Origin of the sequence: Leifsonia naganoensis (genome assembly GCF_013410615.1) — a bacterium.
GTDB lineage: Bacteria > Actinomycetota > Actinomycetes > Actinomycetales > Microbacteriaceae > Leifsonia > Leifsonia aquatica.
Window position 1 is genome coordinate 3,148,821 of record NZ_JACCHJ010000001.1, and the last position, 25,825, is coordinate 3,174,645.

The 25,825-nt window shown below is 71.9% G+C and carries 24 protein-coding genes and 1 riboswitch; of the genes, 15 read left to right on the plus strand and 9 right to left on the minus strand.

Features of this window, described 5'->3' with window-relative positions; all coding sequences use genetic code 11:
- Position 1: 1 nt before the first annotated feature.
- Positions 2 to 3,289 carry a BTAD domain-containing putative transcriptional regulator gene (locus tag HNR14_RS15150; RefSeq protein WP_179701693.1) on the minus strand — a complete coding sequence of 1,096 codons (3,288 nt, stop codon included), beginning with the start codon at positions 3,287 to 3,289 and terminating at the stop codon, positions 2 to 4.
- Positions 3,290 to 3,349: 60 nt separating this feature from the next.
- Between HNR14_RS15150 and HNR14_RS15155 the strand changes: the two genes are divergently transcribed.
- From HNR14_RS15155 to HNR14_RS15165, 3 genes are all read left to right on the plus strand, one after another.
- Positions 3,350 to 3,931 (plus strand): class I SAM-dependent methyltransferase, encoded by a 582-nt coding sequence (locus HNR14_RS15155; RefSeq protein WP_179701694.1) that lies wholly within the window; start codon positions 3,350 to 3,352, stop codon positions 3,929 to 3,931.
- A 131-nt stretch (positions 3,932 to 4,062) separates the two neighbouring features.
- A complete protein-coding gene (locus tag HNR14_RS15160) occupies positions 4,063 to 4,308 on the plus strand; it encodes a CopG family transcriptional regulator (protein WP_179701695.1) in 246 nt (81 codons plus the stop codon).
- Complete coding sequence (locus HNR14_RS15165) at positions 4,305 to 4,649, plus strand: type II toxin-antitoxin system PemK/MazF family toxin (RefSeq protein ID WP_179701696.1); 345 nt, start codon at positions 4,305 to 4,307, stop codon at positions 4,647 to 4,649. The genes HNR14_RS15160 and HNR14_RS15165 overlap by 4 nt, the downstream gene beginning before the upstream one ends.
- A gap of 82 nt (positions 4,650 to 4,731) precedes the next feature.
- On the opposite strand, the gene HNR14_RS15170 is transcribed toward HNR14_RS15165, so the two are convergent.
- The gene (locus tag HNR14_RS15170; protein ID WP_179701697.1) at positions 4,732 to 5,304 is read right to left on the minus strand and encodes a CoA-binding protein; all 573 of its coding nucleotides are present in this window, start codon (positions 5,302 to 5,304) and stop codon (positions 4,732 to 4,734) included.
- A gap of 2 nt (positions 5,305 to 5,306) precedes the next feature.
- Positions 5,307 to 6,599 (minus strand): O-acetylhomoserine aminocarboxypropyltransferase/cysteine synthase family protein, encoded by a 1,293-nt coding sequence (locus HNR14_RS15175; protein ID WP_179701698.1) that lies wholly within the window; start codon positions 6,597 to 6,599, stop codon positions 5,307 to 5,309.
- Positions 6,600 to 6,700: 101 nt separating this feature from the next.
- Positions 6,701 to 6,766, plus strand: a riboswitch (guanidine-III (ykkC-III) riboswitch).
- Positions 6,767 to 6,778: 12 nt separating this feature from the next.
- On the opposite strand from HNR14_RS15175, the gene HNR14_RS15180 reads away from it, so the two are divergent.
- On the plus strand, positions 6,779 to 7,096 hold the full coding sequence (locus HNR14_RS15180; protein ID WP_021759904.1) for a DMT family transporter: 318 nt from the start codon (positions 6,779 to 6,781) through the stop codon (positions 7,094 to 7,096).
- Positions 7,097 to 7,112: 16 nt separating this feature from the next.
- Here HNR14_RS15180 and HNR14_RS15185 read toward each other — a convergent pair whose 3' ends face one another.
- Positions 7,113 to 8,729 carry a S53 family peptidase gene (locus HNR14_RS15185; RefSeq protein ID WP_179701699.1) on the minus strand — a complete coding sequence of 539 codons (1,617 nt, stop codon included), beginning with the start codon at positions 8,727 to 8,729 and terminating at the stop codon, positions 7,113 to 7,115.
- 75 nt (positions 8,730 to 8,804) lie between these two features.
- The gene (locus HNR14_RS15190; RefSeq protein WP_179701700.1) at positions 8,805 to 10,418 is read right to left on the minus strand and encodes a phospholipid carrier-dependent glycosyltransferase; all 1,614 of its coding nucleotides are present in this window, start codon (positions 10,416 to 10,418) and stop codon (positions 8,805 to 8,807) included.
- Between the two features lie 63 nt (positions 10,419 to 10,481).
- On the opposite strand from HNR14_RS15190, the gene rsmI reads away from it, so the two are divergent.
- Positions 10,482 to 11,303, plus strand: a complete 822-nt coding sequence (gene rsmI / locus HNR14_RS15195) for a 16S rRNA (cytidine(1402)-2'-O)-methyltransferase (protein ID WP_179701701.1) — start codon at positions 10,482 to 10,484, stop codon at positions 11,301 to 11,303.
- A 49-nt stretch (positions 11,304 to 11,352) separates the two neighbouring features.
- Here the strand turns inward: rsmI and HNR14_RS15200 are convergent, their stop codons facing one another.
- Positions 11,353 to 11,916, minus strand: coding sequence for a dihydrofolate reductase family protein (locus tag HNR14_RS15200; protein ID WP_179701702.1), 564 nt, complete (start codon positions 11,914 to 11,916; stop codon positions 11,353 to 11,355).
- Positions 11,917 to 12,042: 126 nt separating this feature from the next.
- On the opposite strand from HNR14_RS15200, the gene HNR14_RS15205 reads away from it, so the two are divergent.
- The 10 genes from HNR14_RS15205 (at position 12,043) to HNR14_RS15250 (ending at position 20,212) form a co-directional block, all read left to right on the plus strand.
- Positions 12,043 to 12,465 (plus strand): YbaB/EbfC family nucleoid-associated protein, encoded by a 423-nt coding sequence (locus HNR14_RS15205; protein ID WP_179701703.1) that lies wholly within the window; start codon positions 12,043 to 12,045, stop codon positions 12,463 to 12,465.
- 26 nt (positions 12,466 to 12,491) lie between these two features.
- The gene (locus HNR14_RS15210; RefSeq protein ID WP_021764252.1) at positions 12,492 to 12,809 is read left to right on the plus strand and encodes a hypothetical protein; all 318 of its coding nucleotides are present in this window, start codon (positions 12,492 to 12,494) and stop codon (positions 12,807 to 12,809) included.
- 7 nt (positions 12,810 to 12,816) lie between these two features.
- Complete coding sequence (locus HNR14_RS21410) at positions 12,817 to 14,187, plus strand: ADP-ribosyltransferase (protein ID WP_179701704.1); 1,371 nt, start codon at positions 12,817 to 12,819, stop codon at positions 14,185 to 14,187.
- Entirely contained in the window at positions 14,184 to 15,044 is an 861-nt protein-coding gene (locus HNR14_RS15220) for an ADP-ribosyltransferase family protein (RefSeq protein WP_179701705.1), read from the plus strand. The genes HNR14_RS21410 and HNR14_RS15220 overlap by 4 nt, the downstream gene beginning before the upstream one ends.
- 128 nt (positions 15,045 to 15,172) lie before the next feature.
- Positions 15,173 to 15,508, plus strand: coding sequence for a hypothetical protein (locus tag HNR14_RS15225; RefSeq protein WP_179701706.1), 336 nt, complete (start codon positions 15,173 to 15,175; stop codon positions 15,506 to 15,508).
- A complete protein-coding gene (locus HNR14_RS15230) occupies positions 15,508 to 15,783 on the plus strand; it encodes a hypothetical protein (RefSeq protein ID WP_179701707.1) in 276 nt (91 codons plus the stop codon). Before HNR14_RS15225 ends, HNR14_RS15230 begins: the two co-directional genes overlap by 1 nt.
- A 67-nt stretch (positions 15,784 to 15,850) precedes the next feature.
- On the plus strand, positions 15,851 to 17,440 hold the full coding sequence (gene metG, locus HNR14_RS15235) for a methionine--tRNA ligase (RefSeq protein ID WP_179701708.1): 1,590 nt from the start codon (positions 15,851 to 15,853) through the stop codon (positions 17,438 to 17,440).
- The gene (locus HNR14_RS15240) at positions 17,437 to 18,366 is read left to right on the plus strand and encodes a TatD family hydrolase (RefSeq protein WP_179701709.1); all 930 of its coding nucleotides are present in this window, start codon (positions 17,437 to 17,439) and stop codon (positions 18,364 to 18,366) included. Before metG ends, HNR14_RS15240 begins: the two co-directional genes overlap by 4 nt.
- Positions 18,363 to 19,211 (plus strand): 16S rRNA (adenine(1518)-N(6)/adenine(1519)-N(6))-dimethyltransferase RsmA, encoded by an 849-nt coding sequence (gene rsmA, locus HNR14_RS15245; protein ID WP_179701710.1) that lies wholly within the window; start codon positions 18,363 to 18,365, stop codon positions 19,209 to 19,211. Before HNR14_RS15240 ends, rsmA begins: the two co-directional genes overlap by 4 nt.
- A gap of 56 nt (positions 19,212 to 19,267) precedes the next feature.
- Complete coding sequence (locus HNR14_RS15250) at positions 19,268 to 20,212, plus strand: 4-(cytidine 5'-diphospho)-2-C-methyl-D-erythritol kinase (protein ID WP_179701711.1); 945 nt, start codon at positions 19,268 to 19,270, stop codon at positions 20,210 to 20,212.
- Positions 20,213 to 20,384: 172 nt separating this feature from the next.
- On the opposite strand, the gene HNR14_RS15255 is transcribed toward HNR14_RS15250, so the two are convergent.
- The 3 genes from HNR14_RS15255 to HNR14_RS15265 form a co-directional block, all read right to left on the minus strand.
- Positions 20,385 to 23,225 (minus strand): helix-turn-helix transcriptional regulator, encoded by a 2,841-nt coding sequence (locus HNR14_RS15255; RefSeq protein ID WP_343064506.1) that lies wholly within the window; start codon positions 23,223 to 23,225, stop codon positions 20,385 to 20,387.
- 187 nt (positions 23,226 to 23,412) lie between these two features.
- The gene (locus HNR14_RS15260; protein ID WP_179701713.1) at positions 23,413 to 25,224 is read right to left on the minus strand and encodes an ABC-F family ATP-binding cassette domain-containing protein; all 1,812 of its coding nucleotides are present in this window, start codon (positions 25,222 to 25,224) and stop codon (positions 23,413 to 23,415) included.
- A gap of 29 nt (positions 25,225 to 25,253) precedes the next feature.
- The gene (locus HNR14_RS15265) at positions 25,254 to 25,790 is read right to left on the minus strand and encodes a GNAT family N-acetyltransferase (RefSeq protein ID WP_343064507.1); all 537 of its coding nucleotides are present in this window, start codon (positions 25,788 to 25,790) and stop codon (positions 25,254 to 25,256) included.
- Positions 25,791 to 25,825 lie beyond the last annotated feature (35 nt).

A 25,825-nucleotide genomic window follows, 5' to 3' on the forward strand; every position in this document is an offset into this window, starting at 1 on the left:
CTCAGCGGGCCGGCTTCGCCCAGCGCAGCAGCTCGAGGCCACGGGCGGAGGCCTCGTCGAGCGAGAGGCCGGACGCCGCGGCCACGGCGGCCGCGAGGCGCTCCGCACCCCAGGCCGCCGCGATAGGAGCGGAGAGGCGCTCGCGCTGCATGCTCGCCAGGTCCTGACGGGAGTTCAGCCGCGTGGCCAGCCCGACCAGTTCGAGCCCGGCCGTCACCCACTGCTCGTCGTGCGCGGCGGCGGTGTGCGGGTCCAGCATCCAGACGGCGTAGCCCAGGAGGCCGCTGCCCAGCACGGGTTTGTCGACGTACCACGTGCTCAGCCGGGTGTAGACGAGCACACGCACCCGCAGGCGCCGGGCGAGCTCGTCGGTGGCCTCCCACGTCAGCGTCCCCGGCTCGATCTCGTCGGGCCCGGCGGCGTGCGCGCGCACGTGCACGACCAGCTCGGCCGCCCCCAGCATCGTCATCCACGGGTTGGTGAGGGTCTCGCGCTGGGCGGCGCCGTCGTCGACGAAGACGCCGACGGCCTCCGCATAGCGTCGCAGCCCCTCGGCCAGATCGCCCTCGGCGAGCGCGATCTCCGCCATGCCGCCGTAGCCGATGCCGTAGTAGTCGACGTAGTCGAAGCCCGTCCGGTCGACCTCAACGCTCAGATAGGTGTCGAGCAGCTCGCGCCCGCGCACGGTGTCGCCCACGGTGATGGAGTTGATCGCGATCAGCCAGTCGAGCTGCCGCAGGTCGCCCGCCGCCTGCAGCGGCGCCAGCCCGTCGTGGGCGCGCTGAGCCCAGCGGAGCGCCTCCTCCGGGTGCGCCAGCTGGCTGTGGAGCTGCGCGAGCGCCTGCGCCGCCGACGCGGTCGACCACGCGTCGTCGACCTCCAGGCCCTGCGTGTACGACCGGCGCGCCTCGACAAGACCCTGCTGCAGCTCGCCGGCGTTCTCGTGCAGCTGGGCCAGCAGGAGGTTGCCCATCACGGCGACCTCGGGATCGCTCGACGCGGCGTACTCGGCCAGCATCCGCATCCCGGGCTCGACCTTGCCCGCGACGGTGATGAGGCTCGACATGGCGTTCAGGCGCGGATCGGCGAAGTCCCGCTCCCGCCGGAGGCGCTTGAGGCGGGAGATCGCGTGGACCGATGTGCGCAGGTCGACGTAGAGGAAGGTCCCGCCGATGATGGTGAAGCAGACGGCGGCGTCCTCGCGCTCGCCGTCGACCGGCTCCCACCCCGCCAGCGCGGCCAGCACCGTCGGACCGAAGCCGAGCACCTCGGAATGCGCGCTGCGCAGCGACCAGTAGTACGAGAGCAGACCGAACACCGCGGCGACGGTGGCCGGGCGCCCGCCGTCGATGGCGGAGCGCAGCACGCCCACCAGGTTGTCCTGTTCGGCGGTCACGCGACCGAACGTCTGCACCAGCTCCGGGCCGTGCATGTGCTCCATCGCGCGGTGGGCGAAGGCCACCGCCCACGCGTCCATCCCGTCGCGCACCTCGTCGCCTTCGCCGGCCTCGGCCAGCTCGCGGTCGCCGAATTCGCGGACGGTCTCGAGCATGCGGTAGCGCAGGAGGCCGGTCGTCGCGTCCTCCGTCACCGTCACGAGGGACTGGGCGACCAGGGCGTCGAGGTCGTCGAGCACCGAGCTCGCGCCCGGCCCGGCGACGGCCTCGGCCGCCTCGGCGCTGAACCCGTCGGGGAACGCGGAGAGTCGCCGCAGGAGCGCCTGCTCGGAACCGGCAAGCAGATTCCAGCTCCAGTCGATGACGGCGAAGAGGGTGCGGTGCCGCTCGGGAGCCGTGCGCTCGCCGCCGGTCAGGAGGGCGAAACGATTGCCGAGCCGCCGCTCGATCTCGTCGACGGAGAGCGAACGGGTGCGCGCGGCGGCGAGCTCGATGGCCAGCGGGAGGCCGTCGAGCCGGTCGCAGAGGCGGGCGACCGTCTCGAGCGGGAGCACGACCCCGGGGCGCGCCGCCCGCGCGCGCTCCACGAAGAGCTCGACGGCCGGTCCGCCTCCCGCGCTCGGCAGCGAGTCGAGGGGGTACACGCGCTCGGCGCCGATCGCCAGCGGGGCGCGGCTGGTGGCCAGCACCCGGACGGTCGTCGTCGCGTCGAGGATGTCGGCGATGTACGTCGCCGCCGCGTCGACGATGTGCTCGCAGTTGTCGACGATGAGCAGGGTCTCGCGTTCGGCGAGCAGGCCGAGGATGCGGGAGTGGATGTCGACGAGCGCTCCCGGGTCGCCGGAGCGGGTGCTGCGCGCCTCCCGGATACCGAGGGTGGAGGCGAACGCGAGCTCGATGTCCTCCGCGCTGCGCACGCTCGCCAGCTCCACGAAGACGACGGAGGGGGTGTGGATCGCGCGGCGGCCGATCTCCTGCGCCAGCCGGGTCTTGCCCAGGCCGCCGGCGCCGAGGATCGTCGTCAGGCGGGAGGTGGCGATCAGGTCCTCGAGCGCCTGCAGGTCGTACTCGCGGCCGAGGAGCGCGTTCGGAGCGCTCCGCAGACCGATGCGGACCTGCTTGGTGGTGCTCGGCTCGGGCTGGTCTTCCTCCGCGAGCAGACGGGCGTTGAACGCGACCAGCTCGGGACCGGGGCGCGTGCCGAGACGGTCGAGCAGCGCCTCCTTGAGCTCGGCGAACGCGAGGAGGGCCTCGCTCCGGCGCCCGGCCTCGGCGAGCGTAGCCATCCGCTCGAGCTGGAGGGACTCGTCGAGCGGATGCGCCTGCAGCAGCGCGGCGAGATCGTCGAGGGCGGCGTCGTGGTCGGCGGCCGCCCGTCGCGCACGCGATCGCACCAGCAGCAGCTCGTCGCGGAGTGCCGCGGCGGTGCGGGCCAGGTCGTCGGCCAGCGGGACGTCGCCCAGCTCGGCCCCTGGATCGCCGCGCCACAGGTCGAGGGCGGCGGTCGCCTCCCGCGCGGCTGCTCGCGCGTCGCCGGCGGCGAGGAGGTCGCGCGCCGATGCCGCGTGGCTGCGGGCGAGCCCGAGGTCGGTCTGCTCGGCGGGGATCGCCAGCGCGTAGCCGCCGGCGGTGGAGTCCACCAGCCCGTCGGCGCTGGAGGTGCGGAGGCGCGACACAAGGGTCTGGAGGGCGGCGCGCTCCTGCCGGGGCGGGGCGTCGTCCCAGAGGTCCGCCACGAGCGACGACACCGACACCGGCCCGTGCGCGAGCGTCAGCGCGACCAGGAGCCGCTTCGAGCGCGCTCCGGCGGGCTCGGTCAGCGTGCCGGTGCGATCCTCCACCCGCACGGGGCCGAGGACGGCGACGCGGGGGGACGAAGGCGCGGACTCCACTCGCCGAGTTTAGCCAGCCGAGGGGGCGCGACGGGTGCGCACGCGCGTAGGCTCGGCCTCATGGCGTTCGACTGGTCGCAGTTCTACGAGCAGCAGGGCGGCCGCAGTGTGCGCCCGACGTTCGCGAGTGCACTCGGCGCGTGGCCCGGTGAGCCTGGCGACGCGATCGATCTCGGCTGCGGCGACGGCGTGGAGGCGCGGCATCTCGCGACCCGGGGCTGGCGCGTGCTGGCCATCGACTCCGACCCCGGGGTGAAGGAGCGGGTGGTCGTCGGTCTCAGCCCCGAGCAGGCGTCCCTGCTCGACGTGCGCTCGGCCCCGTTCGAGTCGCTCGGCGACCTGCCCCCCGCCGACTTCGTCTACGCCGGCTTCGCGCTGCCGTTCTGCGACGCGGACCGGTTCCCGTACGTCTGGGCCGACATCCGCGACGCCCTGCGCCCCGGCGCCCTGTTCGCGGGCGAGTTCTTCGGCCCGCACGACGACTGGTTCGGCCGTCCCGGGATGAACTTCCACGATCGTGCCGGGGTGACCGGGATGCTCGCGGGCATGGAGGTCCTCCAGCTCGTCGAGGACGACCGTCGCGGGATGTCGTTCGAGGGCCCCAAGCACTGGCACGTCTTCCACGTCATCGCCCGCGCCTGACGCCCGCGGCCTCGGGGGAGCTCGCGGGGTGCCCGCGATTTGTGCCAAATGTCGCGAATGCGCCGGCGATACCCCGCATTTGGCACAAATGTCGCGGGGGCGTATGCGGTTATACGAGTTATACTCGGGGGATGAAGACCGCGATCTCCCTCCCGGACGGCGACTTCGAGCGATTCGAGAAGGTCGCCGCTCAGCACGGACTGAACCGATCGGCGTTCTACCGCCTGGCCGGGCAGAGGCTCGCCGACGAGTTGGAGGGCGCCGGCGATCTCACCCGCCTGGCCGACAGCGCTATTGCCGAGGCGGGACAGCCGTCCGGCGACGGCCTCTTCACCCGTGAGGCGTCCCGGGTGGCCGCCGAGGGTGCCGACTGGTGATCGGGCGCGGTGACGTCGTCTGGGTCGACTTCGGCTATCCGCGCGGCTCGGAGCCCGCGAAGGTCCGGCCCGCGGTCGTCATCCAGGACGGTTGGCTCCTCGCTTCGACGATCAGCACGGTCCTGGTGGTCCCGTTGACGTCGAATACGGCGCTGGAACGATTCCCCGGCAATGTCCTGATCCCGGCCGAAGCGGTGGGCCTCGACAAGGACTCGGTGGCGCTGGTGACGCAGATCGGACCCGTGGATCGGGATTTCGTCGACCCGTATCCCGTCGGTCACCTGCCCGGTTACCTCCTGAGCCAGATCGGCGCGGGAGTCCGCCTCGCGACGGGGTTGTGAGCCCTCGCGACGTTCGTGCCGAACGTCGCGAAAGCGCCGCCGATACCCGACATTCGGCACGAATGTCGGCACGCGGCGCGCGTCAGCGCAGCGTCTTGCGCGCCGTGATCTGGCCGGTGTCGAAGCCGAGCAAGTGCAGTCCGCCGTGGAAGCGCGCGTGCTCGATCTTGATGCAGCGGTCCATGACCACCGTGAGGCCCTTCGACTCGCCGTACTCGGCGGCCTCCTGGTTCCAGATGCCCAGCTGGACCCACACCGTCGGCGCGCCGACCGCGATGGCCTCGTCGATGACGGCGGGGATATCGCTCGGCTTGCGGAACACGTCCACGATGTCCGGCACCTCGGGCAGCGACGCGAGGTCGGGGTACGCGGGCTGACCGAGGATGGTGTCGGCGTTGGGGTTCACGAAGTAGACGCGGAAGTCGCTCGACTGCTGCAGGTACGTTCCGACGAAGTAGCTGGACCGCGCCGGGTTGGGCGAGGCGCCGACGATGGCGACGGACTTCGCGGCGCGCAGGATCTTCAGACGCTCCTTGGCGTCGGGGCCGATCCAGGTGCGCTGCGACTTCAGCAGCTTCGCCAGCGGGGAGTCGGCGGGGAGGGAGCAGCTCAGTCCGTTGACGAGCTGGACCTCGGTGGTGTCGGTCGCGCTCATGCTCACGCCTCCTTGACGGCCTCGGTGAGGGCCTGATCGAGATCGTAGATGATGTCGTCGGCGTCTTCGATGCCGACGCTGATGCGCACGACGCCGGGCAGCACGCCCGCGTCGAGCAGCTGCTGCTCCGTGAGCTGCGCGTGGGTCGTGGAGGCGGGATGGATGACCAGTGTCTTGGCGTCGCCGATGTTGGCGAGGTGGCTGGCCAGGTTCACCGACTCGATGAGCTTCTGGCCGACCGCGCGGCCGCCCTTCACGACGAAGCTGAACACGCTTCCCGCACCGGCGGGGAGGTACTTGCGAGCCCGGTCGTGGTGCGGGTGGTTCGGCAGCCCCGCCCAGTAGACGTGCTCGATGCGCGGGTCGGCCTCCAGCCACTCCGCGACCTTCCGTGCGTTGTCGACGTGCGCCTGGATGCGGTACGGCAGGGTCTCGACACCCTGCGCGAGCAGGAAGGCGGAGTGCGGCGCGAGCGACGGGCCGATGTCGCGCAACTGCTCGGCGCGCAGCCGGGTCAGGAACGCGTACTCGCCGAAGTTGCCCGACCACTGCAGCCCGCCGTAGGACGGCACCGGTTCGGCGAACAGGGGGAAGCGCTCCGAGTGCCAATCGAACCGGCCGCTCTCGACCACGACGCCGCCGAGGGTGGTGCCGTGGCCGCCGAGGAACTTGGTGGCCGAGTGGATGACGATGTCGGCGCCCCACTCGATCGGCCGGTTGAGGTACGGGGTGGCGATCGTGGAGTCGATCGCGAGCGGGACGCCGGCGGCGTGCGCGACGTCCGCGAGGCCCTCGATGTCGGCGATCTCGCCGGAGGGGTTCGCGACGGTCTCGGCGAAGACGACCTTCGTCTTGTCGGTGATCGCGGCAGCGTAGTCGGCCGGGTCGGAGCTCTGGATGAACGTCGTCTCGACGCCGAACCGGCGCAGCGTGACGTCGAGCTGGGTGATCGAACCGCCGTAGAGGTTGGCGGAGGCGACGATGTGGTCGCCCGCGCCGGCGAGCGAGGCGAAGGTGATGTACTGGGCGCTCAGTCCCGAGGCGGTCGCGACGGCGCCGAGTCCGCCCTCCAGGCTCGCGATGCGCTCCTCGAACGACGCGACGGTCGGGTTCGCCAGGCGGGAGTAGATGTTGCCGTACTTCTGGAGTGCGAAGCGCGCCGCGGCGTCGGCGGTGTCGTCGAAGACGAATGCGCTGGTCTGGTAGATCGGCAGCGCGCGGGCTCCCGTCACGGGGTCGGGGATGTTGCCCGCGTGGATCGCACGCGTGCGGAAACCGTATTCGCGATCTGCCATGCGCTCACGCTACCGGACCGTTCCGGTGCGACCGGAGGCCGTGCGTAACAGACGTAACAGAGTGACACGGAGGCTTGCCGACCCGTTGTGGTACACTCGTACTAGATCGCCGTGGGAGCGATCCCGGACGACGGTTCAGTACCCGGTGCGCGACAAGACTGGCCAGGGAGACCGTCGTCATGTCGTGGATCGTCCTCATCCTCTCCGGTGTGCTCGAGGCCGTCTGGGCCACCGCCCTCGGCAAGACCGAGGGGTTCACCCGCCTCTGGCCGACCGTGATCTTCGGCGTCGGGCTCGTCGCCTCGATGGGCGGGCTCGCCTTCGCCATGCGCGAGATCTCGACGGGCACCGCCTACGCCGTCTGGGTCGGGATCGGCGCCGCGCTGACCGTGCTCTACGCCTCCATCTTCGGCGGCGAGGGCTTCTCGCTCGTGAAGGTGCTGCTCATCCTGGGCCTCGTCGGCTGCGTGGTCGGCCTCAAGCTCGTCGACCACTGAGCCGGGGGCCCGCCCGTCACAGGGCGCCGAGCAGCCGCGCGCCGTCGGGAACGCCCAGACCGGTGCAGGCGTCCCAGCCCGTCGTCGCGGCGTATGCCCCGTTGTCGCCCTGCGTGATGTCGCGGAAGCCCGCGGCCACCTGCCCGGCGCGCAGCGAGTCGTACAGCGCCGGCTGCGCCAACCCGAGCGGGCGTCCCGTCTTCTGCACGATCCGGGCGACGAGGGCGGCCCAGAGCGGCGCGACCGCGCTGGTCCCGCCGATGACGGTGTCCTTCCCGTCCACGCGCACGCGGTAGCCGGTCTGGGGATCCGCGACGGCCGAGACATCGGGGACGCCGCGTCCACCCGGTCCGTTCGCGCCGCCGCCGGCGTCGGCGCCGTCGGCACCCGAAGGCACGCCCACGCCACCTTGCCACGAGGGCAGGGGGAAGACCGCGCTCACGCCACCGCCGGTCGCGCCGCCTCCCGTGCCGTTGTTCCACACCGTCTCGCTGCTGACCGCGCCGGTGGAGCCGTTCGCCTCCAGCCGGGTGCCGCCGCAGGCCAGGGCGTGCGGGGAGGAGGCGGGGAAGTCGACGTGCGCCGCGCCGTCGCCCACCCGGTCGCTGCTGCCGTCGTCGCCGGCCGCGACGGTGGTCGTCGCGCCGAGCGCCGCCGCATCCTGCAGCGCCTCGTCGAACGCGGTGCGGGCCTGCGCCGTCCACTGGTCCTCGGCCTGTCCCCAGCTGATGCTGATCGCGGCGGGGGTGGGGGAGGCGTGCGCCGCCGTCGTCACCGCGTCGAGGAACCCGGCGTCGGTGTTGGGGGCGAAGTACACGACGAGGGAGGCGCCGGGCGCGAGCGCTCCCGCGACCTCGATGTCGAGCATCACCTCGCCGTCGGCGCCGTTCGGGTCCGCTCCGGGCTGGTTGGCGCCGCCATCCACGCCGACGGCCGTCACCGACGGCGTCGGGAGGCCGAGGCCCGCGAAGTACGCGTCGAGGTCGGCCTGCTCGTAGCCGCCGCCGAGCTCGATGATCGCGATCGTCTGCCCGCTGCCGTCGGTCCCCTCGGGGAAGTCGTAGACGGTGCCGAGCTCCGGAGGCGTGTAGCTGACCGACACCGCGGCCGGCCGGGCGATGCGGAACTGTGCGCGCGCCTGCGGGCGGTCGTCGAGGCCGAGGACGGCGGTGACCACGCCGCCGAGCGCGCGCGGGATGCTGAGGCCGCCGGAACGCTGCCGATACGGAGTCCCCGCCTCATCGTCGGAGTCGGCGCGCGCGGAGCGTGCCAGGTCCGTCCCGAAGACCCGCGCGACGATCCGGGCCGGACCGCTCACCCGCACGGTTCGCCGTGCGGCATCCGCTTCGTCGACCGAGAGGCCGAGCGCGCTCAGCGTCGTGCTGACGAGTTCCACGTCGGCTGGGTCGGCGCCGTACTGCTCGGCGAGCTTGTCCCGGCTCAGCCGCGCGGTGAACACGCTCTCCGGGAGTTCGGCCCGGCGGCGCAGCACGAGGGTCGCGGACACCACCGCGTCCGGGTCCAGGGCACCGTGGGCTCGGAAGCCCGGGCGCTCCGGTCGCTCGCTCCCGGGCAGGGAGACGAGGTCGAGATGGTCGAGCCGGTCATCGCCGGGCAGCTCCGCGTCGGTCATACCCACGGTCTACACCCGCCTGCCGACAGCGCCCACGGGTGAGCGGTCGTCAGGGACGCATCCCGAGGCCCTGCGCTACACCCAGCTGGGCAACCACATGTGCATCTGCCAGAACCAGAACGGGATCTGCTCGCCCGTCCAGATCGGCCAGAAGTAGGCGGTCAGGACGGCCGACACCCCGAGGAAGACGGCGACCCAGGCGATCCCGCGCCGCCGTCGTGGCGCGGGATCCGTGCGTCTGCCGAGCACCACCGCGATCGCGGCCGCGAGGCCCAGGATGAGGTACGGCTCGAACGCGATCGAGTAGAACTGGAAGATCGTGCGGTTGATGTAGAGCAGCCACGGCAGGTAGCCGGCGGCGAGGCCGGTCAGGATGAGGCCGATCTGCCACTCCCGGTACCGGGCCAGCCGGTAGATCAGGTAGAACACCGCCGCCGCGCCCGCCCACCAGATGAGCGGGTTGCCGAGGGAGGTGATCGCCGCCGAGCAGCTCGAGACGTCGCAGCCGCCCTGTCCCTGCGTCGTGCCGACGTAGTACATGCTCGTCGGGCGGATCATGAACAGCCAGGTGAGCGGGTTGGACTGGTAGGGGTGCGGCACGTGCAGGTTGATGCTGTAGTTGTACATCTCGGTCTGGTAGTGCCAGAGGTTCTGCAGCCACAGCGGCACCCAGCTCAGCGCGCCGCCCCACTGGAGGTGGGTCGCCTCCGCCCAGTGCCGGTAATAGCCTCCGTCCGTGACGATCCAGCCGGTCCACGTCGAGATGTAGACGACGAGCGCGATCGGGACCATGAGTACGAACGTCGCCGGGCCCTGCTTGAGGGCCGCGCCGCTGAGGTAGAACGCGAGGCCGGCTCGTCGGCGCGCCACCGCATCCACCACCACGGTGTAGACGGCGAAGAACGCGAGGAAGTAGAAGCCGCTCCACTTGACCCCCGCGCACAGGCCGCACAGGATGCCCGCGGCGATCAGCCAGGGCCGCCACCAGAGCACCGGGCCCCAGGCCGGATCGCGGCCGGCCGAGCGCGCCGCTGAGACGGCGGCCGCCAGCCGGGTCGCATGCCATCGCCGGTCCAGGAGGATGCAGCCGAAGGCCAGGAGGCCGAAGAACATCACCGAGTTGTCGAGCAGGGCCACCCGGCTCATCACGATCGCGTGGCCGTCGATCGCCATCAGGAAGCCCGCGATCGCTGCGATGACGGTCGAGGAGAACAGGGCCCGGGCGATCAGGAAGACCACCAGCACCGCGAGGATGCCGACCACCGCGGTCGACACGCGCCAGCCGAACGAGTTGCCCGCGCCCGTCGTCGCCATCCCGAGCGCGATGAGCCACTTGCCGAGCGGGGGATGCGCGACGAACGACGGCGACGACGTGAAGATGTCCGTATTGCCGGCGTTGAACTGCTGGTCGGCCTTGTCGGGCCAGCTGCCTTCGTAGCCGAGGTGGAGCAGCGACCAGGAGTCCTTGACGTAGAACGTCTCGTCGAAGACGAGGGAGTGCGGGGACCCGAGGTCCCAGAGCCGGAGCACCGCCGCGAGCAGGGTGACGCCGATCGGCGCCCCCCAGTACCAGATGCGCAGCCGGGTCGGAGTGCGCAGCACGCGCGCCCACCAGTCGTCGATGCGGCTGCCGATCGGCCCGGGCGCGACGTGCGCGGGGACGGGATCGGTCACGGGAAGCGAACTCACCAGGCAATCGTACGGGGACGGGACTCGCAGGGCGCCGACCGCGCCGCCTGTCAGACTGAGGACATGATCATCCTGGCCGCGACTCCCATCGGCAACCTCGGCGACGCCTCCGCCCGCCTCGTCGAGGTGCTGTCGGCGGCGCCGATCGTCGCCGCCGAGGACACCCGGGTCGCACAGCGTCTCCTGGCGGGCCTCGGGGTGGAGAACCGCCCGCGGCTCATCGCCCTGCACGACCACAACGAGCGCGACCGGGCCGGCGAGCTCGTGGAGCTGGCCCGCGAACAGGATGTCGTGGTGCTCTCCGACGCCGGGATGCCCACCGTCTCCGACCCCGGCTTCCACCTCGTGGAGGCGGCCGCAGCGGCGGGTGTCGGCGTGACCGCGCTCCCCGGCCCCTCGGCGGTGCTGACGGCGCTCGCCGTGTCCGGGCTGCCGACGGACCGCTTCACCTTCGAGGGCTTCCTCCCGCGCAAGCCGGGGGAGCGGTCCTCGGCGCTGCGCGCGCTCGCCGCGGAGCCGCGCACGATGGTGTTCTTCGAGTCGCCCAACCGCATCGCCGCCTCCCTCACGGCGATGGCGGAGGAGCTCGGCGCCGACCGTCGCGTCGTCGTCTGCCGCGAGCTCACCAAGCTCTTCGAGGAGGTGCGCCGGGGCACCGCCGCCGAGCTCGCCGCCTGGGCGGCCGACGGGGTGCGCGGCGAGATCGCGGTCGTCGTCGCCGGGGCCCCGGCTCGCTCCGTCGATCCGGACTCCGCCCTCGAGCAGGTGCTCGCGCTCGTCGCCGCCGGGACGCGGCTCAAGGACGCCGCCGCCGAGGTCTCCGAGGCCACCGGTCTCGGCCGACGGGATCTGTACCAGGCCGCGCTGGAGCGCAAGGGCCGCTGACCGGATCGTCCGCCACGGCCGTCCGCCGGGGCACCCGCGCCCAGCGGGGTCAGGCCGGAGTCGGCCGATACCGCACGGCGACCGCGCCCGAGCGGAACTCCTGCCGGTGCACGGCGTCGAGCTGGATGCTGTCGGGCAGGCCCGCGAGCAGGGTCGGTCCGCGTCCGGCGAGCACCGGCTGCACGACGAACTCGTACTCGTCGATCAGCCCGAGCCCGGCCAGGGCGGTTGGGAGGGTCACGCCACCCACCCACAGTCCCTCGCCGGGTTCCTGCTTGAGCCGTCGAACGGCCTCGGCGACGTCGGTGCCCAGCAGCTCGGCATTCCAGTCGACCTCGCTCAGGGTGCCGGACACGACGTACTTCTTCGCCCCGTCGATCGCCTCGGCGAAGGGGAGCTGCCAGTCCGGCATCCCGTCGGGCCATGCGCCCGATGCGGGCTTCCGCCATGCCGACTGCATCATCTCGTAGGTGACGCGCCCGAACAACAGGGCGTCCGCCTGCTCCATTTGCTCGGCCCAGTACGCCATCGACTCGGCGTCGGGCGGCAACCCGACCTCGTGGGACGCGGAGCCGTCCAGCGTGACGTTGATGGAGTATCGCAGCGGCCTCATCCCGGTGCCTTCCTCTGATGTCGATCCATCATCGTGCGGGCAACACGGTGATCGCGTCTCGCCACCACTGTATGTGCGTGCGGTGCTCCTGGACAGGAGGTCCGCCCTGGCGGTTATGCTGACCCGGTGACCGACTTCTTCTCAGCCGATGCGGATGCCGATCTCGCCGTTGCGCGGATCGAGGAGCAGATCGCCGAGGCGCAGGAACGTGCTCGCCGGGCCGGCGAGGTCCGGCAGGAGATCGATGCGCTCCGCGGTTCGGCGACGTCGCCCCGCCGGGAGCTCACCGTGACCGTGGGTGCGAGCGGCCGGCTCGTCGCCGTGGAGGTGAACGACGCCGCGTACCGGCTGTCCCCGCGCGATCTCGGCCGGCTCATCGTCGAGACCGCGAACGCCGCGCAGCGCCAGGCGGGAGCCAAGGCCGTCGAGCTCGCGAGCGAGGCGTTCGGCGAGGAGTCCGGTATCGTGGCGCACCTGCGCGACGAGGTCGAGCGGTCGACGCGTCCAGCCGCCGGGGGAACGGGCGACGGGACGCGGATCCAGTACTGAGATCCAGCGCTGAAGGGGGAGTAGCGATGGCGAAGAAGATCGCCGTGGATGCCGAGCTCATCCACGCGCACGCCGCACGCGTCGAGCGGGTCGCGGCCGATGTCGGGGTGGCCAGGCAGGCGGCGGCCGCCACGAACATGGGCGGCGGCGCCTTCGGCGTGATCTGCGCCTTCCTCGTGCCGCCGGCGACCCTCGCGGCGTCGATGGCGGCCTCGGCGATCGGCGCTGCGGAAGGCATGCTGACGCGCAGCGCGCGGGAGGTCCGCGGGGTCGCCACGGACATGGCCGCCGTCGAGGACGACATCGTCCAGGCGGTGCGCGCGCTCGAGAAGGGTCTGGGGTGACGCGCCGGTGACCACGAATGCCCTCGTCGCCGCCCCGGTCGACACCGCGACGCCGTTCAGCGGCGCGGGCCTGCTCGACTCCGGCTCGCAGCTCGTCTCGGCCATCGAGTCCGGTGATTGGGTCGAGGGCGGCATGGCCGCGTTCTCGGCCGCCGCCGACACGATCGCGACCGTCTCGGACCCTCTCGGCTCGCTCATCGCGGCCGGCCTGGGCTGGTTGATCGACCACTTCGAGCCGCTCAAGGGATGGTTCAACGACCTCACCGGCGACGCGGGCGAGGTGCAGGCCTTGGCGCAGACCTGGACCAACATCCAGACGCAGCTGCAGCAGTCGGGCGACGAGCTCACGCGCATCCTCGGCGACGTCGACGAGCTGACCGGCGAGGCGATGGACGCCTACCGGCGGTTCCAGCAGGATTCGGCGCAGCACCTGCACGGCGCGGCGACCTGGGCGGGCGCGATGGCGACCGGGCTCAGCGTCGCGTCCACGATCGTGCAGGTGGTGCACGACATCGTGCGCGATGTGCTCTCCCAGCTCGTCGGGTCGGCGATCTCGTGGGCGTCGGAGGCCGTGCTCACCCTGGGACTCGCGACACCGTGGATCGTCGAGCAGGTCTCGACCCGCGTCGCCTCCTGGGTCGCGAAGATCGGCTCCAAGATGACCGCCCTCGTGCGCTCGGTCAAGGCGCTCTCGAAGCTCCTCGACGAGCTGCGCGGCCTCCTGCGCCAGGCCGACGACCTGTTCGCGTCGGTGCTGAAGGGTGGGAAGGGTGGAGCCGGTCGTGGGCTGGGGCGTGAGGGGGATGCAGTACCGCAGGTCCACCGATTTGCCAACGATGACGACGCCGTGGCCTATGGGCGTGAGCACTGGCGTGGTCTGAAGGACGAGCTGACGCCTGAGCAGGATGCCGCAGTCCGCGACTACACGCGAGAGGTGCCCGGCTTGAGCGGGGTCACCTACAAAGACATCAACGGTGCGCTCCGCAACGGTCCGCCGTATCCCGCGAATCTTGAGGACCACATCCGTGCCATTGACGAGACTCTGCAGAAGCGAGCGCTGACTGAGACGGTCGAGGTGACCCGGGGAACGGGAACGTCGCATTGGAGTTTCGAGCCAGGAAACGTCGACGGCCAGATCGTCACGGAACCGTCGTACCTCTCGACCTCGTTGGGCGGACCCGCACCGGCATTCGCCGATAAGGATGCGATCCTGCACTTGGAGGTGCCGCGGGGAACTCCTGCTGCGTGGGTAGAGTCGATATCGGAATTCGGAGGGAGCGAGCGCGAGCTGCTCCTCGGCCGGGGGCTGCGATGGGAGGCGAAGAGCTCTGAACTCATCGATGGTCAGTGGCATGTCTACGGAGAGATGATCCCATGAGTTGGAAAGACTTCGACCTCGAACTCAACGTCGTGGGAGGGCCTCGCCGTTACGAATGGCGCTCGGCGGAGCCGGTTCTGGCCGCGCCTGTTCTCCGAGACGGTCACCTGATGGGGTATCTGGTGACGGCGCTCGACCCCGCTCAGGACGTCCTCGCTCTGACTCTGTCGTACGAGCACGAGGACTATGTGAACGGCGGTTCCCGATACTGGACCGGCCTGATCAACAGTGGCGCGGAAAAAGGTGTGCCCGCGGCCGACCTCTTTCGGACCCTTCTCGGGGCGAAGGGGCCGGACGGCGCCGGGAGCATTTCGCCGACGACGGAGCAGTTCGAGAGCACGGACGCCGTATTCGCTCGACTGAACCCAGATGTCGCCCGTCGTCGCGCTCAGGAGTCGTCTCGCTCCGCACGCGCCGAACGGAGAGTCGCCATCCCCGCCCCCACGCGCGACGAGATCGATGCCGTCCTGCGCGGCCAGGCCCGCCCCACTCCCGAGATCCAGGCACGCATCGCCGCCCTCGATGAGGCCACGCATGTGCGCACCGCTCCCGAGGATGTCCTCGTCGCGCTCGCCTACGATCCCGCGACCCTCCCCGCCGGGGCCGTGGTCGGGACGGTGGTGCACGAGCCCACCTTCCTGACCTCGACCTTCCTGACGGGCCAGACGCGGATCGACGCCCCCACCACGCTGATCCTCCGCGTCACGAAGGGCACCCCAGCGCTGTACACGCCGCCCGGACCGGGCGAATCCGGCGCCGGCGTCCTGCTGCTCGGCCGCGGGATCGACTGGCAGATCACCTCCCTCGCTCCCAGTGAGATCCAGGGCACCGTCCTCCGGGCCGAGCCCCGGTCGTAGGCGGGGGACGGGGTCCCGGTCGTGAAGTACAAAGAACTCGTCGCCAGGGTCGCGGCCATGCCGGGGAGAAGCTCCAGGAGGCGCGCGCACCCCGTCCACCGATGGACCCGGACCAGCGGGCCCGTGACGTGGCAGCCGGTGACGAGATCCGCCGACTGTGGGCGGAGTTCGAGGTGAACCTCGATGACGCCGTCGTCGCCTTCACCGGCTTCGGGCGGGGGAAGTTCCCGACAAGTGATCAGGAGGCGGTCCTCGCCCTGAGCCCCACCATGGGCACCGCTCTCCTGAACGCGGCGAAGGAGGCGGCCCGGGTCTCCGACACCATCACCTTCGACGAGGTCGCCCCCTTCGACACGGAGCTTCGGGAGCGTCTCCACCAGCGCCTCCGCGTCCTCCTCCCGTACCTCGGACCCACCGCCGTGGAGGCGCTCGGCTGGCGCTGGGGCTTCCTCAATCTCCGCTGATGGATCGTCGACTGAGCGCGGCGATCGTCGCCTACATCCGGGACGAGGGCTCGGCCCTCCCCGGCCGCCATCCCGAGCGCGTCCCCGACCCGGAACTGCGCGCCCGGGTCGAAGCGGTCATCCATCGGCTCGACGCGATCCGGCCGGACGAAACGGCTCGCGACCTCCTGACCTGGGCGGACAGGCAGGCCGCCGCCGTCGCCGCGGAGTCGGGCGGCCTCGCGCCGGAGGCCGTCCGCGCGTTGCGTGACCTCCTGAGCTGGGAATGGCGCTGAACACGGTCGCGCCGCTGTCGCGGTAACAGAATCGAGACAGGCCCCCCGCGCCCGTAGGATGGTCAGCATGTCCGACGGCTCTTCGTTCTACATCACCACGCCGATCTTCTACGTGAACGATGTCCCGCACATCGGCCACGCCTACACGGAGGTCGCCGCGGACGTGCTCGCGCGCTGGCACCGCCAGGCCGGCGACGACACCTGGCTGCTGACCGGGACGGACGAGCACGGCCAGAAGATCCTGCGCACCGCGACCGCCAACGGCACCACCCCGAAGGAGTGGGCGGACCGCCTGGTGACCAACGAGTGGCTGCCGCTGCTGAAGACCATCGACATCGCCAACGACGACTTCATCCGCACCACGGACGAGCGCCACGAGGCCAACGTGCAGAAGTTCCTCCAGAAGCTGTACGACGACGGCTTCATCTACGCGGGCGAGTACGAGGCGCTGTACTGCGTCGGCTGCGAGGAGTTCAAGCCGCAGAGCGAGATCGTCGACGGCACGGGCGAGTACGAAGGCCAGAAGGTCTGCGCCATCCACTCGAAGCCGCTGGAGCTGCTGCAGGAGAAGAACTACTTCTTCCGGATGAGCCAGTTCGCGGACAAGCTGCTCGCCCTCTACGAGGAGCGGCCGGAGTTCGTCCAGCCGGAGTCGGCCCGAAACGAGGTCGTCAGCTTCGTGCGGCAGGGCCTCAGCGACCTCTCGATCTCCCGCTCCAGCTTCGACTGGGGCATCAAGGTGCCGTGGGACGAGTCGCATGTCGTCTACGTGTGGTTCGACGCGCTGCTCAACTACGCGACCGCGGTCGGCTACGGCCAGGACCCGGAGAACTTCGACCGCCGCTGGCCCGCCACCCACATCGTCGGCAAGGACATCCTGCGCTTCCACGCGGTGATCTGGCCCGCGATGCTGATGGCCGCGGGCGTCGACGTCCCGCACCGCGTGTACGGCCACGGCTGGCTGCTCGTCGGCGGCGAGAAGATGTCCAAGTCGAAGCTCACCGGCATCGCCCCGACCCAGATCACGGACACGTTCGGCTCGGACGCGTTCCGGTACTACTTCATGCGCGCGATCAACTTCGGCCAGGACGGCTCGTTCAGCTGGGAGGACCTCGCGGCCCGCTACCAGGCGGAGCTCGCCAACGGCTTCGGCAACCTGGCCTCCCGTGTGATCGCGATGGTCACCCGTTACTTCGAGGGCGTGGTGCCGGCCGCCGGCGAGTACTCCGATGCCGACCTGCGCGTGCAGCGCACGGTCGCAGAGGCGACGGCGAACGCCGACGCGGCGATCGAGCGGCTCGCGATCCACGACGCCCTCACCGCGGTGTGGACGGTCGTCGACGAGCTGAACGGCTACATCACCCTCCAGGAGCCGTGGAGCCTCGCCAAGGACGACGCGCAGCGCGAGCGTCTCGGCACGGTGCTCTACACGGCGGCGGAGGGCCTGCGCGCCCTCGCCGTGCTGCTCTCGCCGGTCGTCCCGCAGGCGACGACGAAGCTGTGGGAGGCGCTCGGTGCCGAGGGCGAGCTCGGGGCGGTGACCGCGCAGCCGCTGCGGCGCGCGGGCGACTGGGGCCAGCTCCCGCCCGGCACGACCGTCAACGGGCTGGAGGCGCTGTTCCCCCGGATCGACGCGGACGCGGTGCCGGGAGCATGACCGACCCGGCGTTCATCCGGCAGCGGCACGTCACCGACGGCCGCGACCTGGCCTACCCGCCGCTCCCGGAGGCGCTGGTCGTCCCCGTCTACGACAACCACACGCACCTCGAGATCGCCGACGGCGACGACCCGCTCGACTACCGCGAGCAGCTCGACCGGGCGTCGAGCGTGGGCGTGCGCGGCGTGGTCCAGGTCGGCAACGACGTCGAGACCTCCCGGTGGTCGGCGGAGATGGCGGCCGTCGAGCCGCGGATGCTCGCCGCCGTCGCGCTGCACCCGAACGATGCGCCGGACTACGCCGAGCGCGGCGAATTGGACGACGCCCTGGCCGTGATCGACGAGCTGGCCGGTCGCCCGCGCGTGCGCGCCGTCGGGGAGACCGGCCTGGACTTCTACCGCACCGAGGAGGGACCGCGCCGCGACGCGCAGTTCCGCTCCTTCGAGGCCCACATCGAGATCGCGAAGCGGCACGGGATCGCCCTGCAGATCCACGACCGCGACGCCCACGCCGAGGTCGTCGCCACGCTCAAGCGCGTCGGCGCCCCCGAGCGCACCGTCTTCCACTGCTTCTCCGGCGACGTCGAGCTCGCGCGCATCTGCGCCGAGAACGGCTGGTACATGTCGTTCGCCGGCACGGTGACCTTCAAGAACGCGCCCGCGCTCCGGGAGGCCCTGCGCTCGGCTCCGCGCGACCTCATCATGGTCGAGACCGACGCACCGTTCCTCACGCCGTCGCCCTACCGCGGCCGCCCGAACGCGCCGTACCTCATCCCGCTCACGCTGCGCGCGATGGCCGAGACGATCGACACCGACCCCTCCACGCTCGCCGCGCAGATCAACTCGAACACCGAGCTCGTCTACGGCCGCTGGGACAGCGAACCGGTCTCGGCCCCGCCGACCACGCCGATCGGGCGCATCGCGTGAGCGACCTGCGCCTGCTCGGCCCGGCCGAGATCCGCGACCTGGCCGAGTTGCTGGACGTCACGCCGACCAAGAAGCTCGGCCAGAACTTCGTCATCGACGGCAACACCGTCCGCCGCATCGTCCGCGTCGGCGAGGTCGAGGCGGGGGATGTGGTCGTCGAGGTCGGTCCGGGACTGGGCTCGCTGACGCTCGGCCTCCTCGAGGCGGGCGCCCGCGTGGTCGCGGTGGAGATCGACGGCCGGCTGGCCGCTCAGCTCCCCGAGACGGTCGCGCAGATGGCGGCCGGCGCCGCCGAGCGCCTCACCGTCGTGCACCGCGACGCGCTGGCGATCACCGAGCTCCCGGAGCCGCCGGACCGGCTGGTGGCCAACCTCCCGTACAACGTCTCCGTGCCCGTGCTGCTGCACCTGCTGGAGCACTTCCCGTCGCTGCGCTCGGGAGTCGTCATGGTGCAGGCCGAGGTCGGTCACCGCATCGCGGCCCAGCCGGGTTCGAAGGTGTACGGCGCGCCGAGCGTGAAGGCCGCCTGGTACGGCGTCTGGCGGACCGCCGGCAACGTCAGCCGGCAGATCTTCTGGCCGATCCCGAACGTCGACTCCGTGCTGGTCGCCTTCGATCGCCACGCGACGCCGCCCGGCGACGAGGAGCTGCGCAAGCGCACGTTCGAGCTCGTCGACGCGGCGTTCCAGCAGCGCCGCAAGACGCTCCGCCAGTCGCTCTCCCGCGTCTACGGCGACCCGACCTCGGCCGCCGACGCGCTGGAGGCCGCCGGGCTCTCCCCGTCCCTCCGCGGCGAGCAGCTGTCGTTCGACGACTTCGCGCGCCTGGGCGCCGCGCGCGCCTGAACGGATCCACCGGGCGGGTGCTCGGAGACCCCGTCGCACCCCTGTAGGTTTGAGGCATGGTCGAGCGCGAACGCGGGTGGAGCGGGGATGCCGTGCACGTGCGGGCACCCGGCAAGATCAACGTCTTCATGCGGGTCGGCGCGGTCATGGACGACGGCTACCACGACGTCGCGACCGCCTACCAGGCGGTGTCGCTGTACGAGGACGTCCGCGCGTATCCCGCCGACGACTTCTCGGTCAGCTTCGGTGGGCCGATCGACACCAGCGGCCTCCGCACCGACGGCTCGAACCTCGCCATCAAGGCGGCCAAGCTGCTCGCGAAGCGCACGGGGTACACCGGCGGCGTCCGGCTGCGCATCGACAAGCGCGTCCCGATCGCCGGCGGGATGGGCGGCGGTTCCGCCGATGCCGCCGCGACCCTCGTGGCCTGCGACGCGCTCTGGGGGACCGACGTCGGCCGTGACGAGCTGCTCGCGCTGGCCGCGCGCCTCGGCGCCGACGTGCCGTTCGCGCTCGTCGGCGGCACCGCGATCGGCACCGGGCGCGGGGACCGGCTCAGCCCGGCCCTGGCGACCGGCACCTTCCACTGGGTGCTCGCGCTGCCCGAGACCGAGCTCAGCACGCCGCAGGTGTACAGCGAGCTCGACCGGCACCGGGAACGGCACGCGCGCGACATCGCGCCCGCCCAGCTCACCCCGAGCGTCGACGCCCAGGTGCTGCAGGCCCTGCGCGCTGGAGACCCGGTCATGCTCGCCGAGGCGCTCGCCAACGACCTGCAGGCCCCGGCCATCCACCTCGCCCCGCCGATCGCCGACGTGCTGGAGCTGGGCGAGCTGAACGGCGCCCTCGCCGGGATGGTGTCGGGCTCCGGCCCGACGGTCGCCTTCCTCGCGGCCGACCTCGACTCGGCACTCGACCTGCAGATCGCGCTGAGCGCCTCCCGGATCACGGCCGTTCGGGCCACCGGTCCGGTCCACGGCGCGCGCATCATGGGGGACTGACCGGGCGTCGCAGCGCCCGAGGATGCCCGGACGGGCGCATGTCGGGTTGAGACGATTCGTCGGACGGAAACGTTTCCATGCACCCGGGCCGGGCATCCCGGGTCCCCTCAACCTAACGACGTGACGACCCTCGAACCAGGGGTACGGGCGGAAACCGTCAAGAGTTGACGGGTCACCCGCGGACGGCGCTGCTGCTGCCCGTGCGCGCGGGGCGGCGGCGGGCGATGCCGAGGCTGCGCAGGTCGCGACGCGAACGCAGGCCCAGCTTCGACAGGATGTTGCGGACGTGGAAGTTGACGGTCGTCACCGAGACGTAGAGCCGCTCGGCGATCTCCTTGTTGGTCATGCCGGCGGCGAGGGCGTGGGCGACCTGCCGCTCGCGCGTCGTCAAAGCCGCGAGGGGGTCGGCGGCCTCGGTCGCCGGCGCCGCGACCTGGAGCGCGTCGAGGAGGTGCGCGCAGCGGGAGAGGTAGCCGGACGCGCCCAGACGGCGGAACGTCGCCGCGGCGTCGCTCAGCAGTCGGGTCGCGCGGTCGTCGTCGGCGCGGGAGCCGACGAGCAGCCGGGCAGCGTCGAGGGAGGCGACGGCGCGCGGGAAGGGGAACGGGGCGGCGGCGGGGTCGTCGATGCTGTCGAGGTACGCGGCGACCGCGTCCTCGGTGCTGCCCTCCGCCTCCAGCACCCGGCCCTCCAGCCAGCGCAGGGAGCCGTAGTACGGCCTCCATAGCCCAGGCTCCGTGCATCCGTCGTAGGCGGCGCGGGCGTCGGCGGGGCGACCGAGGGCGGCGAGCGCGTCGACCCGGTAGGTGAGCCAGCCGAGGGTGGAGGCGCGGGTGGCCGCCTTCTCGGCGTCGGCGGTCGCCGCGAGCTGGTCCTCCGGGCGCCCGGTCGCGCGGGCCAGCTCGGCCCGGGCGATGAACGGCAGGTCGCCGTCGTACGAACCGGTGATGCGCGGATCGGCCTGCGCCGCCGCACGCAGACGCTCCTCGACGGCCTCCGTCTCGCCGCGGCCCGCGCGGACGAGCGCCGACGCCCAGAGCGCGATCGGCCAGCAGGACAGGTCCGTCTCGTCGAGAGCGAGGGCGACCGCGGTGTCGGCGAGCGTGACCGACTCCTCCCATTCGCCGACGAGGAAGAGGATGTGGGCGAAGATCGTGCGGGCGAAGCCGGCCGTCCAGCTCGACGGGAACCGGCGGACGAGGTCGTTCGCGGCACTGAGATCCATCCTGGCGCGCTCGATGTCGCCGCCCAGCACGGACACCCGCGAGCGTGAGACCAGGGCGTCCACCGCCGCCGGCGACTCGTGGCGGGACAGGAGGTCGTCGAGCTCCAGCGTCAGGGGTCCGTAGAGGTCGGGCCGGCGGGCGTGGGCGGCGGAGTTGAGCGCCCAGCCCAGGAGGCGCACGAGGTGCTCCTCGGGATGCGCCATCCAGCGCAGCGCCGGGTCGGCGACCTCCTCGGGCCTCGGGCAGTCGGCGATCAGCTCGCGTGCGCGGTCGAGGTGGTCGAGCACGGAGGCGAAGTCGCCCATCGCCATGTAGACCTTCGGCAGCGCTTCGGCCACGTGGGTGCGGATGGCGCGCTCGTCGGGGGTGGTCGCCGGGGCGGCCTCCAGCGCGAGGCCGAGCGCCAGAGCGCCGGGGGCGTCGCGGGAGAGGGTGCGCAGCTCGAGCAGCACGGCGTCGCGCACGGGAGACGGTGCGATGGCCTCGATCGCGTCGCGCAGGTCGAGCACGCGCTCGTGCATGCGGAACCGCATCGCGAGCAGCCCGATCTCCAGCAGCGCGCGGTCGCGCTCCGCCCCGGTCGCCAGGTGCACGGCCGAGCGCGCGTAGCTGAGCGCCTGCTCGGCCCGGCCGAGCTCGGCGGCGTCGAGGGCGGCGGTGAGCAGCTCGTCGACGAGGGTCGGGTCGGTGCGGTCGGCGGCCTCCACCCGGTGACGGAGTGCGCGGTGCCCGGTCAGCACCTCGGAGGCGATGCGGTGGACCGCGACACGGCGGTCGAGCGTGAGGTCGGCGGCCAGCGCGTCGGCGAGGATGGCGTGCGCCGGCTCCACCCAGAGGACCCCGTCGCGGGGGGAGGCGAGTACCAGCCCGCGGGAGACGGCGCCGTGCACGTCGGCGGAGACCCCGAGCCGGTCGGCGATCGTCCCGACGACGGGCATCGGGAGCGGGTCGCGGAGCACGGCGACGATCTCGGCGGCGGTGCGCACGGCCGGATCGGCGCCTTCGAGGGCGGAGGAGATGGCGGTGGAGAGCGGGGTGATGGCGGCGACCGGGAGGTCCCAGCCGGCGGGGTGCAGCGCCTGCGCGAACGTGTCGCGCAGCTGGCCGAGCAGCACGCTCAGCAGCAGGGGAGAGCCCTGGGTCGCCTCGGTGAGGCGCGTGGCCGTGCGCCGCGAGATCGCGTGGCCGAGGAGGTGTTGGGCGAGGTCCTGGGTGTCCGCGACGGTCAGGGGCGTGAGCTCGACCCGGGCGTGGTTGACCGTCGAGGCGGCCACATCGTCGAACAGGGCGACGACGCTGTTCGGCTGCGGCCGGGTGGCCGCGGCGAACAGGAAGCCCTGGTCGGTCAGCCGGCGGACCACGAAGCGCAGGGCGCGGGCGGAGGGCTCGTCGACCCACTGCGAGTCGTCGACGATCAGGCACACGGGCCCGGACACTCCATCGATCGCGTCGAGGAGCAGGCGCCCGACGGTCAGGGGGTCGTCGCCGGGTGCGGGAGGCCGGATGCCGGCGCCGCTGATGCTGTTGAGGCCGCGCACCAGCGTCTCGACGGTGGCGTAGGCGAGGTCGGACTCGAACGAGTCGGCGTGCACGCGCAGGACGGTCCAGCCGTCCAGCCGCTCGGCGACGTCGGTGAGCAGGGTCGTCTTGCCGAGACCAGCCTCTCCGGTGACGAGGACGGCGCCGCCGCGGTCCATCGCACGGTGGGCGACGAGCAGCACGGTCTCGCGGGCGCGTTCACGGCCGAAGAGGGGCCTGACGGCCGCCGGCTGATCGTCGCTGCTCACGTGGCTCCCCGTCTCCGACCGGCTGCCGCGGGCGGGTCGGGGCGGGACAGCTGATCTGTTCGATCCTCCCATATCGTGAGGGCCTCTCAGCATCACCCGTCCAGGGGTCGATGGGGGCGAGATTTGGCCCGAATGTCGCCTTTGGCGGGGCCAGAGTCGACATTTGGCACAAATCTGCGGGAGGGGGCTAGCCCAGCGCCTCCGTCAGCTCGAACCAGCGGGTCTCGAGCTCCTCGACCTCGCGCTCCTGAGCGCTGATGGCCTCCATCTTCGTGCCGAGTCCGACGTAGTCGGCCTGGTCGTGGTCGGCGAGGGCGGTGCGGGCCTTGTCGATCTGCTGCTGGAGCTTGCCGAGGCGGCGCTCGAGGGCGGCGACCTCCTTCTGAGCCGCGCGCAGGTCGGCGCCGCCGAGCGCCGGAGCGGCCGAGCCGGACGCCGGGGTCGCGGTCGCCGCGGATCCGGCGCCGCTGCCCGCGTGCTGCTCCTCCAGCTTGCGCAACCGCAGGTACTCGTCCACCCCGCCGGGCAGGTGGCGCAGGTGGCCGCCGAGGATCGCGAACTGCTGGTCCGTGACGCGCTCGAGGAAGTACCGGTCGTGCGACACGACGATGAGCGTGCCCGCCCACGAGTCGAGCAGGTCCTCCATCGCCGCGAGCATGTCGGTGTCGAGGTCGTTGGTGGGCTCGTCGAGGATCAGCACGTTGGGCTGGTCGAGCAGGATGAGCAGTAGCTGGAGGCGGCGCTTCTGGCCTCCCGAGAGGTCCTTCACCGGTGTGGAGAGCTGGGCGGACGAGAAGCCGAGGCGTTCGAGCAGCTGGGCCGGGGTGAGCGCCTGCGCCTTGGAGCCCGTGCCGATCGTGTACTCCGTGCGGAGGCTGCTGATCACCACGCGCACCGGGTCGTCGAGGTGCTGCTCCAATTCGTCGAGCCGCTGGGTGAGGGTCGCGACGCGCACGGTCTTGCCGCGCTTGACCCGGCCGCTCGACGGCTCCAGGGTCCCGGACACCAGGTCCAGGAGGGTGGACTTGCCCGCGCCGTTGACGCCCAGGATGCCCGTGCGCTCGCCCGGGGCGATGCGCCACTCGATGTCGCGGAGCACCGGCTTCTCGCCGTAGGAGACGGAGACGTCGAGCAGGTCGACGACGTCCTTCCCGAGTCGGGCGACCGCGAGCGACTGGAGGGCCACCCGGTCGCGGATCTCTGGCACGTCGGAGATGAGCTCGTTCGCCGCGTCGATGCGGAACTTCGGCTTGGAGGTGCGGGCGGGGGCGCCGCGCCGCAGCCAGGCCAGCTCCTTGCGGGCGAGGTTCTGACGGCGCTGCTCGATCGAGGCGGCCTGCCGGTCGCGCTCGACGCGCTGCAGGATGTAGGCCGCGTAGCCGCCCTCGAAGGCGTCGACGACGCGGTCGTGCACCTCCCACGTGATCGTGCACACCTCGTCGAGGAACCAGCGGTCGTGCGTGACGACCAGCAGCCCGCCGGAGCTGGCCGCCCATCGCCGCTTCAGGTGCTCGGCCAGCCAGGTGATGGCCTCCACGTCGAGGTGGTTGGTCGGCTCGTCGAGGGCGAGGATGTCGTGGTCGCCCCCGAGCAGCCGCGCAAGGGCGACGCGGCGACGCTGACCGCCCGAGAGCGTGCCGAGGCGCGCCTCCCAGTCGAGGTCGCCGAGCAGACCGGCGATGACGTCGCGCACGCGGGGATCGCCCGCCCACTCGTGCTCGGGGGCGTCGCCGACGACGGCGTGCCCGACGGTGTCGTCGTCGTCGAGGGTGTCCGCCTGGTCGAGCACGCCGATCCGGACCCCGCTGCGCACGGTGACCCGGCCGGAGTCGGGGGAGCGCAGCCCCGCCAGCATCCCGAGCAGGCTCGACTTGCCGTCGCCGTTGCGGCCGACGATGCCGATGCGGTCACCCTCGTTCACGCCCAGCGAGACGGAGTCGAAGACCACACGGGTCGGATATTCGAGATGCAGGGCCTCGGCCCCGAGAAGATGTGCCATGTCCTCTCAAGGGTACCGAGGCCGCGGGGTCACGCGGTCCGCTCGAACAACTCCATCGTGGAGTTGTAGTACGCATCGCTGAGGCCGAGGCCGCGCATCCCGATTCGTTCGCACACCCGTCGGGACGCGACATTGTCCGGGTACGTCACCGCGAGCACGCGGGCCAGCCCGTTGTCGAGGGCTGCACGGAGCAGTGCTCCCGCCGCCTCGGTCGCGTACCCGCGGCCCCAGTGGGCCGGGTGGAAGTGCCAGCCGATCTCCGTGTCCCCGCTGGGCCGCAGGGGTTCGGCCGGACCGGAGGCGGGCAGCGGCTGGAGCATGACCGTGCCGACGGCCTCCCCGCCGTCCGCGAGCGCGACCACGCGGTAGGCCCGGTGCGCGTCCTCCCGCCGCCGCAGCCGGCGCACGAGCGTCTCGGCCTCGGCGGGGTCGGACATCACGCGCGGCGCGCGGCCGAGGAAGCGCTGCACCTCCCACTGCGAGTAGAGATCGAACGCGAACGGCGCGTCGTCCGGGCGCCAGCGTCGCAGCAGCAGGCGTTCGGTGTGGAGGTCCGGGATGCGCACCGGATCATCGTAGACGCGCGCAGTAGACTCCCCTC